Annotated in this window: 10 protein-coding genes; 5 read left to right on the top strand and 5 right to left on the bottom strand. The window is 59.1% G+C overall.

What is annotated here, in order from left to right; translation table 11 throughout:
- The first annotated feature begins 21 nt into the window (after positions 1-21).
- From mog to BGIM_RS0118235, 3 genes are all read left to right on the top strand, one after another.
- A complete protein-coding gene (gene mog / locus BGIM_RS0118245) occupies positions 22-558 on the top strand; it encodes a molybdopterin adenylyltransferase (protein ID WP_020471180.1) in 537 nt (178 codons plus the stop codon).
- 2 nt (positions 559-560) lie between these two features.
- A complete protein-coding gene (locus BGIM_RS0118240) occupies positions 561-2,669 on the top strand; it encodes a molybdopterin-containing oxidoreductase family protein (protein ID WP_020471179.1) in 2,109 nt (702 codons plus the stop codon).
- 161 nt (positions 2,670-2,830) lie between these two features.
- Positions 2,831-3,298, top strand: a complete 468-nt coding sequence (locus tag BGIM_RS0118235; protein WP_020471178.1) for a hypothetical protein — start codon at positions 2,831-2,833, stop codon at positions 3,296-3,298.
- A 15-nt stretch (positions 3,299-3,313) separates the two neighbouring features.
- On the opposite strand, the gene BGIM_RS0118230 is transcribed toward BGIM_RS0118235, so the two are convergent.
- The 3 genes from BGIM_RS0118230 to BGIM_RS0118220 are packed head-to-tail and all read right to left on the bottom strand — an operon-like array spanning position 3,314 to position 7,858.
- A complete protein-coding gene (locus BGIM_RS0118230) occupies positions 3,314-4,756 on the bottom strand; it encodes a sulfatase (protein ID WP_020471177.1) in 1,443 nt (480 codons plus the stop codon).
- Complete coding sequence (locus BGIM_RS0118225) at positions 4,753-6,342, bottom strand: sensor histidine kinase (RefSeq protein WP_020471176.1); 1,590 nt, start codon at positions 6,340-6,342, stop codon at positions 4,753-4,755. Before BGIM_RS0118225 ends, BGIM_RS0118230 begins: the two co-directional genes overlap by 4 nt.
- Before the next feature lie 4 nt (positions 6,343-6,346).
- The gene (locus tag BGIM_RS0118220; RefSeq protein ID WP_020471175.1) at positions 6,347-7,858 is read right to left on the bottom strand and encodes a hypothetical protein; all 1,512 of its coding nucleotides are present in this window, start codon (positions 7,856-7,858) and stop codon (positions 6,347-6,349) included.
- Between the two features lie 126 nt (positions 7,859-7,984).
- On the opposite strand from BGIM_RS0118220, the gene zwf reads away from it, so the two are divergent.
- Both zwf and BGIM_RS0118210 read left to right on the top strand, forming a co-directional pair.
- A complete protein-coding gene (gene zwf, locus BGIM_RS0118215) occupies positions 7,985-9,508 on the top strand; it encodes a glucose-6-phosphate dehydrogenase (protein WP_020471174.1) in 1,524 nt (507 codons plus the stop codon).
- Positions 9,509-9,689: 181 nt separating this feature from the next.
- Positions 9,690-13,157 (top strand): outer membrane protein assembly factor BamB family protein, encoded by a 3,468-nt coding sequence (locus BGIM_RS0118210; RefSeq protein ID WP_020471173.1) that lies wholly within the window; start codon positions 9,690-9,692, stop codon positions 13,155-13,157.
- A gap of 235 nt (positions 13,158-13,392) precedes the next feature.
- Here BGIM_RS0118210 and BGIM_RS0118200 read toward each other — a convergent pair whose 3' ends face one another.
- A complete protein-coding gene (locus BGIM_RS0118200; protein WP_020471172.1) occupies positions 13,393-13,992 on the bottom strand; it encodes a thioredoxin family protein in 600 nt (199 codons plus the stop codon).
- Between the two features lie 197 nt (positions 13,993-14,189).
- Positions 14,190-15,542 carry a hypothetical protein gene (locus BGIM_RS57785; RefSeq protein ID WP_020471171.1) on the bottom strand — a complete coding sequence of 451 codons (1,353 nt, stop codon included), beginning with the start codon at positions 15,540-15,542 and terminating at the stop codon, positions 14,190-14,192.
- Positions 15,543-15,735 lie beyond the last annotated feature (193 nt).

Below are 15,735 nucleotides of genomic sequence, written 5' to 3'. Positions count from 1 at the left end.
CCATCTTGCGGAGTTTCGGGCGTGTCGTCATCCGTTCGCATCGGCGTCGTCACCGTTTCTGATCGCGCCAGCCAAGGCGTGTATGAGGACAAAGGGGGCCCCGCCATCGTCGCCTGCCTGACGGACATCATCGCCAGCCCGTGGGAAGCGGTGGCGAAATTGATCCCCGACGAACAGGCGGTGATTGAAGCCACCTTGCGAGAACTTGCGGACAATGAACATTGTTGCCTGATTGTGACGACCGGCGGCACCGGCCCGGCGAAGCGGGATGTCACCCCGGAGGCAACGGTGGCCGTTTGCGAAAAAATGCTCGATGGTTTTGGCGAACAAATGCGGGCGGTTTCCCTCAAAGTGGTCCCGACGGCCATTCTCTCCCGGCAGGTGGCTGGCATTCGCGGTCAATCGCTGATTGTGAATCTCCCCGGAAAACCGAGCGCCATCCGAGATTGCCTGATGGCGGTCTTTCCGGCGATCCCGTATTGCATTGACCTGATCGGCGGGCCGTTTCTGACGACGAACGAGGACGTGGTGAAGGCATTTCGACCCAAGGGCAGTTGAACATGAAGACCGAACTGAAAGTCGTCCGGGCGGTGTGCCCCCACGATTGCCCGGACACCTGCGGCCTCATCGTCACCGTGCAGGATGGCAAGGCGATCAAACTCCGGGGAGACAAGGACCACCCCTTCACCGATGGTTATCTCTGCGCCAAAGTGAACAACTATCTCGACCGGGTCTATCACCAAGACCGGCTGATGTTTCCGATGAGGCGAGTTGGCAAAAAGGGGCAGGGGAAGTTCGAGCGGATTTCTTGGGAAGAGGCCATCGCCACCATCACCGCCCGGTTCAAGGAAGTCGCCGCCGGACCGCACGGGCCGCAAGCCATCCTGCCGTACAGCTATGCCGGGACAATGGGGAAACTCCATTACGCCAGTCTGGACCGCCGGTTTTTCCACCGACTCGGGGCGAGCCTGCTCGACCGCACCATCTGCGCCACCGCCGGGAGCATCGGCAGCGATATTACCTTGGGAACGCGGGCCGTCATCGACCCGGAATGCACCGTTCATGCCCGTTACATCATTAATTGGGGATCGAACACCTCGGTCACCAACATTCATCAATGGACGCTGATGCACCAGGCCCGCAAGGCCGGGGCAAAAATCGTCACCATTGATCCGCACCGCAGCAAAACGGCCGAGAAAAGCGACTGGTGGATTCCCGTGCGGCCGGGCACCGATGGCGCCTTGGCCCTCGGCGTGATGAATGTGTTGTTCCGGGAGGGATTGGAAGACGCCGATTACCTAGAGCGATACTGCATCGGAACGGCCGAACTGCGAGAACGAGTGCGGACGGAATATTCCCCGGAGACGGTGGCCCGCATCACCGGCGTGCCGGTCGCCGACATTGAGAAACTGGCCCGCGAATACGCCGGGTCAATGACGGAGCGGGGCGGCCCGGCCCTCATCCGGCTCAACTACGGGATGCAACGCCACGGCGGCGGCGGGATGGCCGTTCGCACGGTGGTTTGCCTCCCGGCGATCATCGGCGCCTGGCGGCATCCCGGCGGCGGGGCGATGCTCAGCACCAGCAAGCTGGCACCTTGGAACGGCAACGCCCTCGAACGGCCGGACCTGATTCCCCACGGCACCCGCACCATCAACATGGTGAACTTGGCCGAGGCCCTGCATGGAGAGTTGCCCGGCCCGCCGGTGATGGCCCTTTACGTCTACAACTCCAACCCGGCGGCGGTGAATCCTGCCCAATCGAAGGTGATTAGCGGCTTGGAACGGGAAGACCTCTTCACCGTCGTTCATGAACAGTTCCCGACGGACACCGTGGACTTTGCCGACATCGTCCTCCCCGCGACGACGCAACTGGAGCATTTCGACCTGCACAGCGCTTACGGCCACTTTTATGTTCAAGCCAACGAACAAGCGATCGCCCCGTTGGGAGAAGCCAAACCCAACACGGAGGTCTTCCGGTTGTTGGCCGAGGCGATGGGTTTCGAGCGGGACATTTTCCAAGTGACCGACGAGCAACTCGCCCGCGAAGCCCTGACGCCTGTTGGCAGCCCGAACGGTTACCCGGCCGTCTCGGCCTTTGAGGGCATCACTCTTGAAACCCTGATTGCCAACGGCCCGATGCGGATCAACGTTCCGGAGAATTGGGCACCCTTCGCCAAGGGGAACTTCGGCACCCCCTCGGGCAAATGCGAGTTTTACAGCCAGCGAGAGGCGATGGCCGGGCGAGATCCCTTGCCCAAATATGTGCCGCCTCACGAAGACCCGCAGACCCGCCCTGACTTGGCGGTTCGCCATCCGCTGCAAATGCTCTGTCCCCCGGAAGCCACCTTCCTCAACTCGACTTTTGTGAATGTGGACGCTTTGCGGAACAGCGCGAAGGAACCGACGTTGCAAATCAATCCCGTGGATGCCAACGCCCGCAAAATCGCGCAAGGGCAGCGGGTGGAAGTGTTCAATGATCGCGGTCGATTTGAGGCGAAAGCCGTGATCGGCGAAACCGTCAAACCCGGCGTGGTCGTCACGTTCGGCGTGTGGTGGAGCAAGATCACCGGCGGCTCGAATTGCAACGCGACGACCTCCACCGCCGGCACCGACATGGGCGGCGGGGGGACATTTTTTGATAATTTGGTTCAAGTGCGCGGAGTTTGATATCGGCTTAAAAATCGGATTGTGTTCTGCCGATAAAGATTTGGTGAAGGAAAATCAGGCATGAAATGCTTGATAAGTTTGCGAAATACAGTTAAACTTCATTAATCCAAGATGATGCACCTTGAGCGACATCCGTGGCTTTTTTCAGCGGGGGTATTCAGATGACCACCGACTCTCCCGGTGACGGCATCGAACGCCGTAGCCTCGACGATGAATCCGTTCGCGAAGCCCTCGAATACAAATGGTATTTGAGTCAGGAACGCGGATACGATGTCGGTCCTGCCGCCTTGGATGCGTGGATTGACGATCACTGGTCGGGCTTCCTGCGCGCCCGCTGGATCGAACACATGCTCGGCGTCCGCTTTTGGACGGAACTGGGCCGTGAAGAGTTTGGGATGCTCAAACAAGAGTTTGGCGAATTCCGGACGATTCTGGATGAAATTGTCGAGATGCTCAAATCCGGCGGGGAGAATTTGAATATTCTCTGTTGGTCCAACCGCTGTAAAAACACCGCCGATCAACTCAAAGTCCGCAAAATCCTCCACAAACTCCGAATCAATGATCATCGCCTCCGCTGCAAGGTCAGCCAGCGAATGGGCACGTCTTCCTCGAACTGCGTTCCCTGCTAACCCCCGCCACAACCCTTACTTCTTCTCTTTTTTAACCGCTTCATCAATCAGTCTACGCCACTCACGCAACGGTTCTGACACCGTCCGGGCACTGTTGCCCTTTAATGGCTGCGTGACATCCGTCTGGCGGTAGAATTTGTCGAACTGCTTCTCATCCCACGCCGGGTTTGGAGTCACGGTCTGCGCCTTGGCCGACTTCTGAAACTCATCCAGTGCCTTCACAAGTTCGGCCACCAGTTCCGGCTTATGACCGGCCATGTTCCCGGCAGGTGACTCCAATGGATTGGTCTCCAAGTCGTACAGTTCTCGCTCCGGCTGGTCTACATACTCGATCAATTTCCAATGCCCCCGCCGCACGGCAGAACTTGGTCGGCCGCCTTGGTTGGAATAATGCGGAAAATGCCAGAACAGTGAACGCTCTTTGATGTCTTTCCCGGCGAAGACGGGAAGCAATGAAAGCCCGTCGAGGGGATCGGCGATTTTTACCCCGGCCACGCCACAAAACGTCAGCGGCAGGTCGGTCGAAATCACCGGGGTTTTGCATTCCGTCCCCGGCTTGATGTGCCCCGGCCAGCGGACGATCAACGGCACGCGGATGCCTCCTTCATACAGAAAACCCTTGCCGGCCCGGAGGGCGTTGTGCGTCGGGGCATCATCCTTCAATTCCGGCACATGCAAGCCGCCGTTGTCGGAAGTGAAGACCACCAGCGTCTCGTTGGCCAACTTCAGATCATCCAACTTCTTCAAAATGCGGCCAACGGAGTCATCAAGGGTGTTCACCATCGCCGCATAGGTCGGGTTGAACGAGTCCTTGAACTTCTCCATCAATTCCGGCCGGGCGGCAAGCGGGATGTGCGGGTTGTTGTGGGCCAGATAGAGGAAAAACGGCTTCTCCCGGTTGGCCTCCATGAACGCCTCGGCCTTCTCCGTCAGCCCATATTCTCCCTTGCCCGCTTCAGTATCCGATGGTTTGGTCTGGGCATTCCCGGCGAAGACCGTGTCAAACCCCTGTTTCTCCGGGCCAAAACCGGCCCCGCCGAGATGCCATTTGCCGATGCAAGCCGTCGCATATCCGGCCGCTTTCAGTCGCTCGGCAATGGTGATTTCCTCCAGCGGAAGCTGCGGCGACATCTTTGGCTGCAACACCGCTTGGGAAGGAGCATCGGCCCGGCCGGGAAGATAACTGGTGATGTGCAGACGGGCCGGGGATTTGCCGGTCATCAGGGCCGCCCGTGTCGCCGAACACAACGGGGCGGCACTGTACGAGGCGGTGTAACGGATACCATCCTTGGCGAGTTGATCCAAATTCGGCGTGGCGTGATCCTTTCGGCCGTCACACCCGAGGTCGTTGTTGCCGAGGTCATCAGCCAGAATCAACACGATATTCGGCGGCCGGTCGGCGGCGGATAGGCTGAGCGAAAGTGTAAGCGCCATCAACAGAGAAAGAGACAGCCTCATGATTGTGCTTCCGGTTGATCACGCCTCGGGAAACGGATGAAAAACGTCGTCCCTTTCAATGGCTCGGACTCAATCGACAACCGGGCTTCGTGGTGTTCCAACACGACCGCCACGAAGGAAAGGCCGAGGCCCATGCCGGCGTTGTAGCCTTCGTAGAGGGCGTTGTCCCGTTTGGTGGTGAAGTGGGTTTCGAGGCAGCGGTCCCGAACGTCCTCGGTCATGCCAATGCCGTTGTCGCGCACTTCCAACACCACGTCGTCTCCGTCCGCGCGCACGGAAAGTGACACCTGACCCCGCCAACTGGCGGCGTCGATCAGGGATTGTTTCCGCTTGGCGGGATCGGTGACCAGACGGGCGGCATCGCGCACTTGGTTCCGCATCTCGAACGTGGCATCGCGGGCGTTGAACACCAAGTTTTCAACCGCTTGTTGAAGGTGAGACAAATCGCCGCTGATGAACGCCGGTTCCGGGGCGGGGATCGTTTCCAGAACCATCTTCCATTTTTCGCGGGCGATGATGGACCACGTCTGGTCGGTTTCCCGCAACAGATCGTTGAGATCGAGACGGGTCATCTCGGTTTTGTTGGGGTCGCGGCGAACGGTGCGGAGAATCATTTGCAAGCGATCCGTGACGGTCGCCAGTGTTCCCCGCACTTCGTTCAGCATGGTGGTCTGGCTGGGCTGAAGGGAGTCGGCCTCCAGACACCGGGCGATCAGGTCGTTCGGCCGCACCAGCAGGTTCTTGATGTTATGGGCGTAGGAACCGGCCATGATGCCAATGCTGGCGTATAGCTGGGATTTCATTTCAAGGTTGGCCTTCTCGGCTTCCTTGGCGGCATGTTCGGCCTCGCTGGCGACGATCTTGGCCTCCAGCATCAACACTTCGGCGTGTTCGCGGGCGTTCTCAGCCTCCAACTGTGATCGTTCCTGCCGGCGTTCTCGTTGCAGGAAGAGATAAACCCACACCATCGCCAACGCGCTGCCGCCGAACACCACCCCGCCGGCGATGTAAAGGAAGCGTTGCCGGGCTTGTTCATCCCGTTGAAGTTTGTTGAAGGCATGGATGCGGTATTCACATGTCAGATGGGCGATCACGTTGCCATCGCCGTCGCGGACCCGGTGGGTCAGCGGTCGCACCATATCCTGATTTTGTTTCCGGGGCCGGGGAACGGGCGAATTCCAGACCACGGGCTTCACACTCTCCGGGCGGTCCTGCATGTGAACTTGTAGCGAGTAGACTTCTGGGAACAGCGGCAATTGCCCCTGATACAGCCGAAGCGGGTCGGCCATCGCCTTGAGTTGTTCGGTGATTTCCTCGGCTTTCAGCCGGACTTCTTCGGCGTGCGGATCGTTGTTGGCCGCGTCCAGCCGGGCGGCATATTCGCGGATGAGTTCCGGCGTCGATTTGCGGAAACTCCGGGCTTCATCAAGCCATTCGTGCATGTTGGCTTGATCCACGGAGCGCGCGGATTGCGTGCGCTCGAAGAGCAGATAGGCCAGCGAGCCAAGGAGGATCAGCCAAAACGCGACGGCCGGCCCGAGGGCACGGAAATATTTCCACCACGCGAAGGGATGTGTTTCGGGCATGGGATTATTTCGTCAACAGTTTGATGAGTTCCCAACGTTTGCCGCCGGAACGGGTGTACACCTCGAAGTGGGTGTCCTTGGCCACGCGATCATCCTCGCCAATGAGCGGCCGCACCACCACCACATGCTCCCCTTGCCCCGCCCGGCGCTCGCCATCGGTGTCGAAAAACGGGTCTTTGCGCATCCGCTGCAATAGCTCGTCGGCATCGGTGATCGGCCCCGGCTGCCGGATATGTCGGCCGAGCGTCCGCACGATGTCGGCGAACAGCAGAAATTCATCCGTGCTGGTGCGGTTGGTGATCGGCGTGGGGTCATCCTCGGCCCAAGCCACCGGATTTTGATGAGCGAAGAACACGAGCGGAATGCTGAGTTCCCGTGTCGGCCAGGCCACTTCGCCATCGCGGTAAACGGTGTTGAACGAGATCCCGTCGCCGGTGACGGCCACCATGGACCGGCCAATCATCGGCGAATCGGCGGCAAACGCCCGGATCATCCGCCGGGCCGGTTGCGTGGCGGCGGGAAGCACCAACAGAAACTTTCGTCCTCGCGCCGGTGTTCCCTCGGCCAGAATCAATTCCGTGCTGCCGGTTTCCCTCGGATTCACGGAGGTGAACGTCCCGACGCTGTAGCGAATTTCGCTCACCTCCACGGCCGTGCATTCCAGCCCCAACCCCGCGCCGGGCCGGAATAACTCGCGGAATCGCAAGGCGAGGTCGGCGGAATACGGATCATCCATCCACGACAAGATGTGAGCCTGCGGCGGCGTTTCGTAGCTCAATAATGGGGCGACCGCGATGCCGTTCCACGGAGACAAAGCCCCCAAATGGGCCAAAGCGGCAGGAGGCCCCCCCGGCCCGTGGGGACGCAGGCTGGGGGTTTGCCAGACAAAGTCCAGCACCGCCCGAGCCATCGCGGAATTGGTGAAACAGAACCGAAAAGAACGCTTCGGATAGATGTCGATCAGTTTGACGGCGTTTTCATTTCCCCCCTCGCGGGGCAAATCCGCGTCGGCCCAGTCGGCGGTGGCCGTCGTCAGGCACAGGAGCGGTTTCGATCCCTTCCATTCTTCCTGATCGTGCAGGGCTTTGGCGAGTTCGATGGCCCGGTCGCTGGAACCACCACCGATGAACGCCAGCGGCGGCGGGTCTCGCTCGGCCAGTTTGGCGACCCACTCCCGCGTGCTGACTTCGCTCGAAATTTTGTACCAACGAATGCGAATGCGGTTCGGCTGATCGCGAAAGCCAATACTTACTTCCGGCACGGACACCGTTTGATCCAGAAACGCGGCCGAATCGTCCACCTCCATGTCCGGCAGTTGCCGAGCGGCCTCATGAACGCCCGCGACGAAACGTTCCCATGTTTGGGCGTTCGTGGTGGTGTGAATCCACGCCAGTTCCACATCCCCGGCGGGCACGGGGGAAACCTTCCCCACCCGCGGCTGAAACTGTGATCGCAACCCCAAGGCGATCCCCGCGCCGACGAGCATCAGGATCACGACCGCGATGGTTCCGCGCATCTGGCGATTCCTTTTTCCAAACCGATGGAGACCGTGAACACGATTCCGGGAGGGGATGTTGCCACCGGCCCTCACGGAAAACACTCTTCCACCGGAGAGAGTACCCATACATTAGGACTTTGGGCAATGTCATCCGGTTCTCTCCCCCCGGACGGCTTGCGACACCCACACCATTATCTTGAACCCACGGGCAGCATGGCCGCTTCAACCATCGTGATTTTTGGCGCCTCCGGGGATCTGACCTCCCGGAAGCTCATTCCGGCCCTGTTCCGGCTTGATGCCGCCGGGCAATTGCCGGAGGACACCCAAGTCGTCGGGGTCGCCCGCCGGCCGTACACGTCGGAGGAGTTCCGCAAGTTAATCGAGCCCAAGGTGCAGGAAGCCATCAAGAGCATGGGCGTCCAATGGTTCGCGGGAACGTGGAACCGCTTCGCCCGCCGACTGCATTATGTGCCGGGCGACGCCGCCCAACCGGAAGGCGCCCAAGCGCTGGCCGAGTGGTTCAAGAAACACGAAGGAGAGGCGGGGGGCAACCATCTTTATTACCTCTCCGTGGCCCCGGAATTGTACAGCGGCATCGCCCAACAACTCGGTGATGCCGGTCTGACCAAGGAAACCGGCGGCTTCCGGCGATTGGTGGTCGAAAAACCGTTCGGCCACAATCTCCAGTCGGCCCGCGTGGTGAACAGCAGCCTGTTGCCGTACTTCAAAGAAAGCCAGATCTACCGGATCGACCACTATCTTGGCAAGGACACCGTCCAGAACATCCTCGTGTTCCGGCTGGCGAACACGATGTTCGAGCCGTTGTGGAATCGCCGATACATCGACCACGTTCAGATCACGGTGGCCGAGAAAGTTCCCGTCGGCAAACGGGGCGGCTACTACGACACCAGCGGCGTTCTGCGGGATATGTTCCAGAGCCACATCTTGCAAGTGCTGACGCTGGTGGCGATGGAACCCCCCTCCAAGATCACGGCCGACCGCTTGCGGAACGAAAAGGTCAAGGTGTTGGATTCGATCCATGTGCCGAGCGTTGAAGAAGCCCGGAAATGTCTCGTGGCCGGGCAATACGATGGTTATCTGAACGAAGAGGGCGTGCCGAAGACATCCCGCACGCCGACCTACGCGGCCCTCAAGCTCCAAGTGGAAAACTGGCGTTGGAAGGGCGTGCCGTTCTACCTGCGATCCGGCAAGGCTCTGAGCAACCGCTATAGCGAAGTGGTGATCCAGTTCCGCGACCCGCCGTTTGAATTGTTCGCCCAACCCGGCAAACTGCCGCCGCAAGCCAACCGCGTGACGATGGTTCTTCAGCCGAACGAAGGGATCAAACTTAGCTTCCAAACAAAAGTTCCCGAGGTTGAAGGTAGCAACCTGCAATCTCGCGATCTGTCGTTTGACTATAAGAGCGCCTTCGGAGCATTGCCGGAAGCCTACGAACGGCTGTTGCTCGACGCCCTCCAAGGGGATGCCTCGCTGTTCATGCGCGGCGACGAAATCGAACGATCCTGGGAAGTGATGGACCCGTTCATCGCCGCCGCCGAGGCCAAGGACGGCCCGCCGCTCGAATCCTACGCCGTCGGCAGCGACGGCCCGGCTTGCGGGGATAAACTGCTGGCCAACGAAGGCCGCAAGTGGAACAAAATCGGTTGAGAAGAAAACGAAGAGAGAAAAGGCATTAACCACCAAGACGCGAAGATCATACAAAGTTCCGCAAATAAGACTTCTGAAGAAATATCTCTTTGGTTTTCCTTGTGGAACTTTGTGTGATCTTCGCGTCTTGATGGTTAATGCCTTTTGGTTCTGTCCGATGACTTTCAATGAGGGATTTCCAATGCGCCAATTCACCATCTCCCTCCTCATGGCGGCTGCTCTTTCGTCCACGGTGATTGCCCAAGAAGCAATCCTGCATCAGTGGGAATTCACAGCTTCGCAGCACAAGGACAACGTCTTCCAAGCCAAGGCGGGCGGGTTGTCGGCGAAGCTCACCGGGCCGGTGGAGTTCGCCAAGGAGGCTCCGAATTCGCTCATTTTTCCGGGGCTTGCCAAATCCCGGCATCAATTGGAAGTCTCGGACAGCATCGCCAAAGTGAACCTGCCGACGAAGGCAATCACGGCCGAGGCGTGGGTGCGGATTGACCGGCCGCAACAATGGGGCGGTCTGGTCGGGGCGTTTCAGGACAACGGCCCCTACGAGAAAGGCTGGCTGCTTGGCTTCGAGAACAACCAGTTTTTCTTTGCCGTCTCCACCAAAACCAAGAACAAACTCACTTATCTGAAAGCCAAAGACCTGTTTCAAATCGGGGCATGGTATCACGTCGTCGGCACCTATGACGGCAAGGAGATGTGCGTCTATGTGGATGGCATTCTTCAGGCCAAATCGAAGGAACAAATCGGGGACATCGAATACCCGCCCAAGGGTTGGTACACGATCATGGCCTACCACGACGACGATGAGTTTTACTCCGTCGCCGGGCAAATGGAGTCAGTGACAGTCCACTCTCAAGCCCTGCCGCAGAAGGCCATCGCCAAGACATTTGCGGATCGCAAAGCCGGGTTTCCCGGCATCGAGGGAACGCGAATTCAAGTGACCGACTGGCCGACCGCCAACCGCGATAATCGCCGGACGGGTCAGAGTGAAGAAAAGCTGTCCTTCCCGTTGAAACAAGCATGGAAAGCCAGCTATGCGGAACCGCAACCCGCGTGGCCCGAAGAAGCAAAGGCCGACTATTACCACGACAAAGCCGACCTGACCGAACGCATCACCTTTGACCGGGCGTATCACGTCACCGGCGTCGGCGATCAGATTTATTTCGGTTCGTCTTCCGAAAATGCGGCCGTCTGCCTTGATGCCAAAACGGGCCAGGAAAAATGGGTGTTCCACACGGAAGGCCCGGTGAGGCTGGCCCCGACGGTGGCCGGGGATCGATTGTTGTTCGGTTGTGACGACGGGAATGTTTATTGCGTGCGAACCAAGGACGGCTCGTTGATCTGGAAGAAGTCGCTGGCGCCGAACAACCGGCGTATTCCCGGCAATTCGCGGATGATTAGCGCATGGCCCGTCCGCACGGATGTGTTGGTGGAAGGGGGCAAAGCCTATGTGTGCGGCGGCGTCTTCCCGAGTTGGGGCGTGTATCAGTTGGCATTGAACGTCGAAGATGGCACGGAGATCAGCCGGCAGACATTGAAGATCACTGCCCAAGGATATCTCGAACGACTGTTTGGCAAATTAATGGTTCAGGCAGGCCGCAATCCCGCGAGGGCGTTTGTCGCCGACCTCAAGGCGTCCGGCAAGGAGATCGGCAAGCAATTAAACGATTTGCCGAAAGATTATCCCGATGCGTTCATCGGCTGCGCCAACGCCAAGATCGGCGGCGGCGACGGCAAGGTGGCCGCGTTTGACCGGGACAGCGGAAAAGAAATCTGGTCGGCTCCGGTGGATGGCCGCGTCTTCTCGCTGGCCCTCGTCCGGGGCCGGTTGTTCGCCAGCACGGACAAGGGGAAGATTTATTGCTTCTCGACGGACGAACCTCGACACATCGAATTCAAGGGCGGCATGTTGCCTAAACTTGACCCGACCTTCGCCAAAGATGCGTTGAAACTCGCGGACTTTCCGAAGGGTTATACGCTCGTCATCGGAAGCGGGACTGGCAAACTGGTCGCCGAATTGGCCATGTGCTCCCCCGGTCAGGTGGTGGGCATCGAACCGGACGCCGACAAAGCGGACGAAGCCCGACGGACGTTACGGACGCGGGAACTGGCCGACCGCACGACGATCATCAACGCCCCGCTCGACAAGCTGCCGTTCTCCGATTACACGTTTAACCTGGTGATTGTCGAAGCTCCGTGTCCCCGCGAAGAAGTGATCCGCGTCACCCGGCCGCACGGCGGGTTGGCGGTGTTCGATCATGAGTTCAAAGACACTGTTCGACGGCCGAAACTCGAAGGAGAGGGAACCTGGCCGACGATGTACGGTGATCCCGGCAACACCGCTTGCAGCGGGGACAAGTTGGTTTCCAGCGAACTCGAACTCCAATGGTTCGGCAAGCCGGGGGCGAGACAGATGATCGACCGCCACCACCGAACGGTGTCCCCCGTCTCGCTCAACGGCCGGGTGTTCGTCCCCGGCGAGGACATCATCACGGCCGTGGATATCTACAACGGCACGATCCTCTGGGAGAACAAAATTCCCAATTCCCGCCGGGTGACGGCTTTTCGGGACAGCAGTTATCTCTGCGTGAACGATCAATCGGTGTTCATCTCGTCGGCCGGACAATGCCAGACATTCGACCCGGCCACCGGGAAACTGCAACATACGTTTGCCGTGCCGGATTTGGGGAGCGGCCAGAAATTCGAGTGGGGTTTCACGGCCCCGGTCGGGGACAAATTGCTCGGCAGCGCCGTCAAACCGGGAGGCATCCGACGGGACCAAAGCCACAAGGCCACGCTGACGGAAACCCATTGGGATTTCGTTCCGGCCGTGGGAAGCGACTTCTTCTTTGCTTACGACCAGAAAACGAAAGAACTCGCCTGGACCTACAAGCCGAAAGCCGGGATGATCGTCAACCCGTCGTTCGCCGTCGGCAATGGCCGAATGTATCTGGTGGAGAGCGACAACCCCGAGACGCTCAAAGGCCCGAGGGCCAAATACGAAGCCCTTGTCGGCAAGGGTTGCACGATCACCTGCCTCGACCTGAAAGACGGCAAGGTGATCTGGCAGCAGTCGGGGAAGACGCTTGAAGACATTCGGCACAACATCTTTGCCGTGTGTTCACAGGAAAAACTCGTCCTCGTCGGCTCCCGCAACAGCGGAACCAACAAGGCGAAAGACACCGTCTTTTACGATGTGCGGGTGTTCGACGCGAAAACCGGCGAACTCGTCTGGTCGAAGAACCAAGATCAAAAGGACAAAATCGGCGGCGAACACGGCGAACAGGAACGACATCCCACCATCGTGGGAACGACGCTCTTTTGCGAACCGTATGCCTACGAGTTGCACACAGGCAAACCGGTCGAATGGAAATGGCCGTGGATCAACGGCAAAGATCGTCGCGGTTGCGGCACCCTCTCGGCCTCCGACAGTTGCCTCTTCTACCGGGACGACACTGCCAAAAGCTACAACCTTCTGGAAGGAAGCCCAAAGACCGTGACAACCGAAACCCGCCCCGGTTGTTGGATCAACTTCCTCCCCGTCGGCGGCATCGTCGTCGCCCCGGAGGCCAGTTCCGGTTGCACTTGCAACTTCTCCGTGCAAACTTCGCTGGCGTTAATCCCGGTCAAGAAGAAATTCGGCAAAGAGTAACCACAAAAACGCAAAGGTCACACAAAGTCTCACAGAGAAGACAGTAGAGGGATTGGCAAATGTTTCTGGCATGGCCAATTGACCGGTATTCGCCCCAAGGAGTTTGTGATTTTTTTGCCAGCCCGTCCCGTTTCATTGAACGGGAAGTCGTTCCGTTTTCTTGATCGCCGAACCGCCGGGGGCCAGTCGCCAAAGTGTGACAGAAAAATTGTCCACACCCTTTGGCAAGCCAAAATCAATCCACCCGGACTCGCTTGAAGCGAATGAGGCAACCACGGGCAACCGTTTCGGCCTTGGGGGGTGTCTTCCCGGCGAGGATCGCATCCGTGGCGGCTTCCAAGTATTTGTCCTTCACTTCGGTGACGTTTGTCTTGTCGTCCATCGCCCCCATGTAGGCGATCTTCCGTTCTTTGTTCAGCACAAAGAATTCCGGCGTGTAGGTGGCCCCGTAATCACGGGCGATTTGTTGCGTTTCGTCGTAGAGGTACGGGAAGGTGAATTTCTTCTTTGCCGCCTTCTTCTTCATGGCGTCCAGTTTGTCTTCCGGGATAGTGTTCACGTTGATGGCCACCACGGCCACGCGGTCGGCGTACTTTTGCGTGAACGCAACGATGCGGTCTTCGTACTCCTCGGAGCAAGCGCAACTGTTGCAAGTGAAGATCACCACCACATAATCCCGGTCCTTGATATCCGCAAGGGAATGGTTTTTGCCATCAACGCCGGGCAGGTTTTTCCAAGCCGGGGCGTTGTCGCCGATGTTTAGTTTCTTGTTGAATTCCCCGGCAAACAGCGGGGCGACGAGACACAGACTTAACAAACCGGCAAGCAAACGCATGACAACAACCCCCTTGGCACGGCGGGTAGAATGGGGCGATTCGCTCCATTATATGTCGCCTGACGGCGACAGGGTTTAGGGGTTAGGGATTAGGGTTTAGAAGAAAGATTTGGCGTTGGAGTCGAATGGCTCGCTTTGAAGCTTTGTCTGCTAAACCCTAACCCCTACACCCTAAACCCTGTCGCCAAAGGCGACAATCAGTACCGCCAGATGACGTCCACGCCCAGACGGAACTTCATGAGGTCTTTGGTGCCGAGGAGGGGGAACTCCGTGGAGACCCCGAATTGCCAGGCTTGCGTGAGGTTGAAGCGGAAGCCTGGGGCGATGGTGAGATAGTCGCGGCCCTTGACCGGGGCGCCGATGTTGGCGAGATCGCGGCCCTCAAAGGCAAGGTACGGCCGCTCCTTGCCGTCGCTGGTGTAGTGGAACCACGACATTTCGATGACCGGGTAGAACCGATGGCTGTCGAGAACGTCAAGGCTCAACTGGGCGGTGTCGTAGAGATAATCGCTGCGCAGGTTGTTCGTCCCGAAGGAATAGCCCACCGTGTTTTGCACGGAGAACGTCCCTGCTCCGGTTCGCCAGAGGCGTTGACCATAGCTCACATAGGGAACAAGCGACAGACTGCCGGTGTCCTGATAGACGCTCTTGCCGCCGACGGGAATCTGGAACATCAAGCCGCCGGTCGCCAGCGTTTGCGTTTCGACATCCCGCCAGAAGGCAAATTTCGGGGCGAGCCAGATTTCGGAAAGTCCCACATCGTTGTCCAGGGGAGACGTGGAACCGGGGTTGAAGATATTCCCGCCCAGCTTGTTCACCACCACGGAGAACCGTTCCGTGAGGGCGAGCCGGCCTTGCAACCCGAAGAACTGCGCGTTGCCGCCTTGGTAGAGGTACTGGTTCTTGGGGATGGTTTGGTAAATGTAGATCGGGCGAAGTTCCGTCAAGGCTCGCGGATCTTCGGCCAGAAACGGGTTCGAGATCGGGGAAACGAAATCTTGGAACGCACAATCGCTTTCAAAGGCCAGCCGGTCTTTGTCCTTGTCCCCCCAGGCCCGGACGCCTTCGCGAACATCGCGGGTGTTCTCATCCCACCAGTCGCCCAAACTGCCTCTGTTGAAGTTTGTCAGTTTGCCGTTGGTGGGTTCGCGGAGCCGGGCGCTTCGGTCATCCCGATCCCGATCATCAGAAGATTTTGTCCGGCTGGCCAGTTCGGCCGTGGGGCGGGTTCGGTCCCGCGAGCGGTCCGAATCCCTGTCTCGATCTCGATCCCGGTCTTTGTCTTTGACGGCAGGCCGACGCGGGGCGCCCCAGTTATAACGTTCTTGATCGTCGGCGTCGGCCGGTCCCTTGCCGATGTCCGCGCTCAACGGGCCAAGTCGGGCCGAGGGTTGCGGGCCATCATCCCAAAAGTCGGCCCCGGCGGCCCGGACGGTGGGGGAAGGCGGCGGGGGAAGAGGCAGGGCGAGTTTCGCAGCCGGGGCTGTGGGCGATTGCGCCCATGCGGACACCCCCGCCAGCAAAATCCCGATTGTGAATATTTGTCTCACCGGCCCGCCCTCAATGGCTTGATCCGTGACCCGGAACGAACCAGATCAACGATTCTCATCGGCTGTTTTTGCCCCCGTGGTTTAATCGGAATGACCGGACAATCGGAATTCACCGGCAAGGCCGGTTTTCGCGCCCGCGCAACCACCCCAATCCTTCCGATTCGTCCGGCGCATTCAGCCCGCCTTCGCTGTG

The sequence above is a fragment of the Zavarzinella formosa DSM 19928 genome (assembly GCF_000255705.1).
Classification (GTDB): domain Bacteria; phylum Planctomycetota; class Planctomycetia; order Gemmatales; family Gemmataceae; genus Zavarzinella; species Zavarzinella formosa.
Note: the sequence above shows the minus strand (reverse complement) of the source record. Positions and strands in the feature narration are given on the sequence as shown.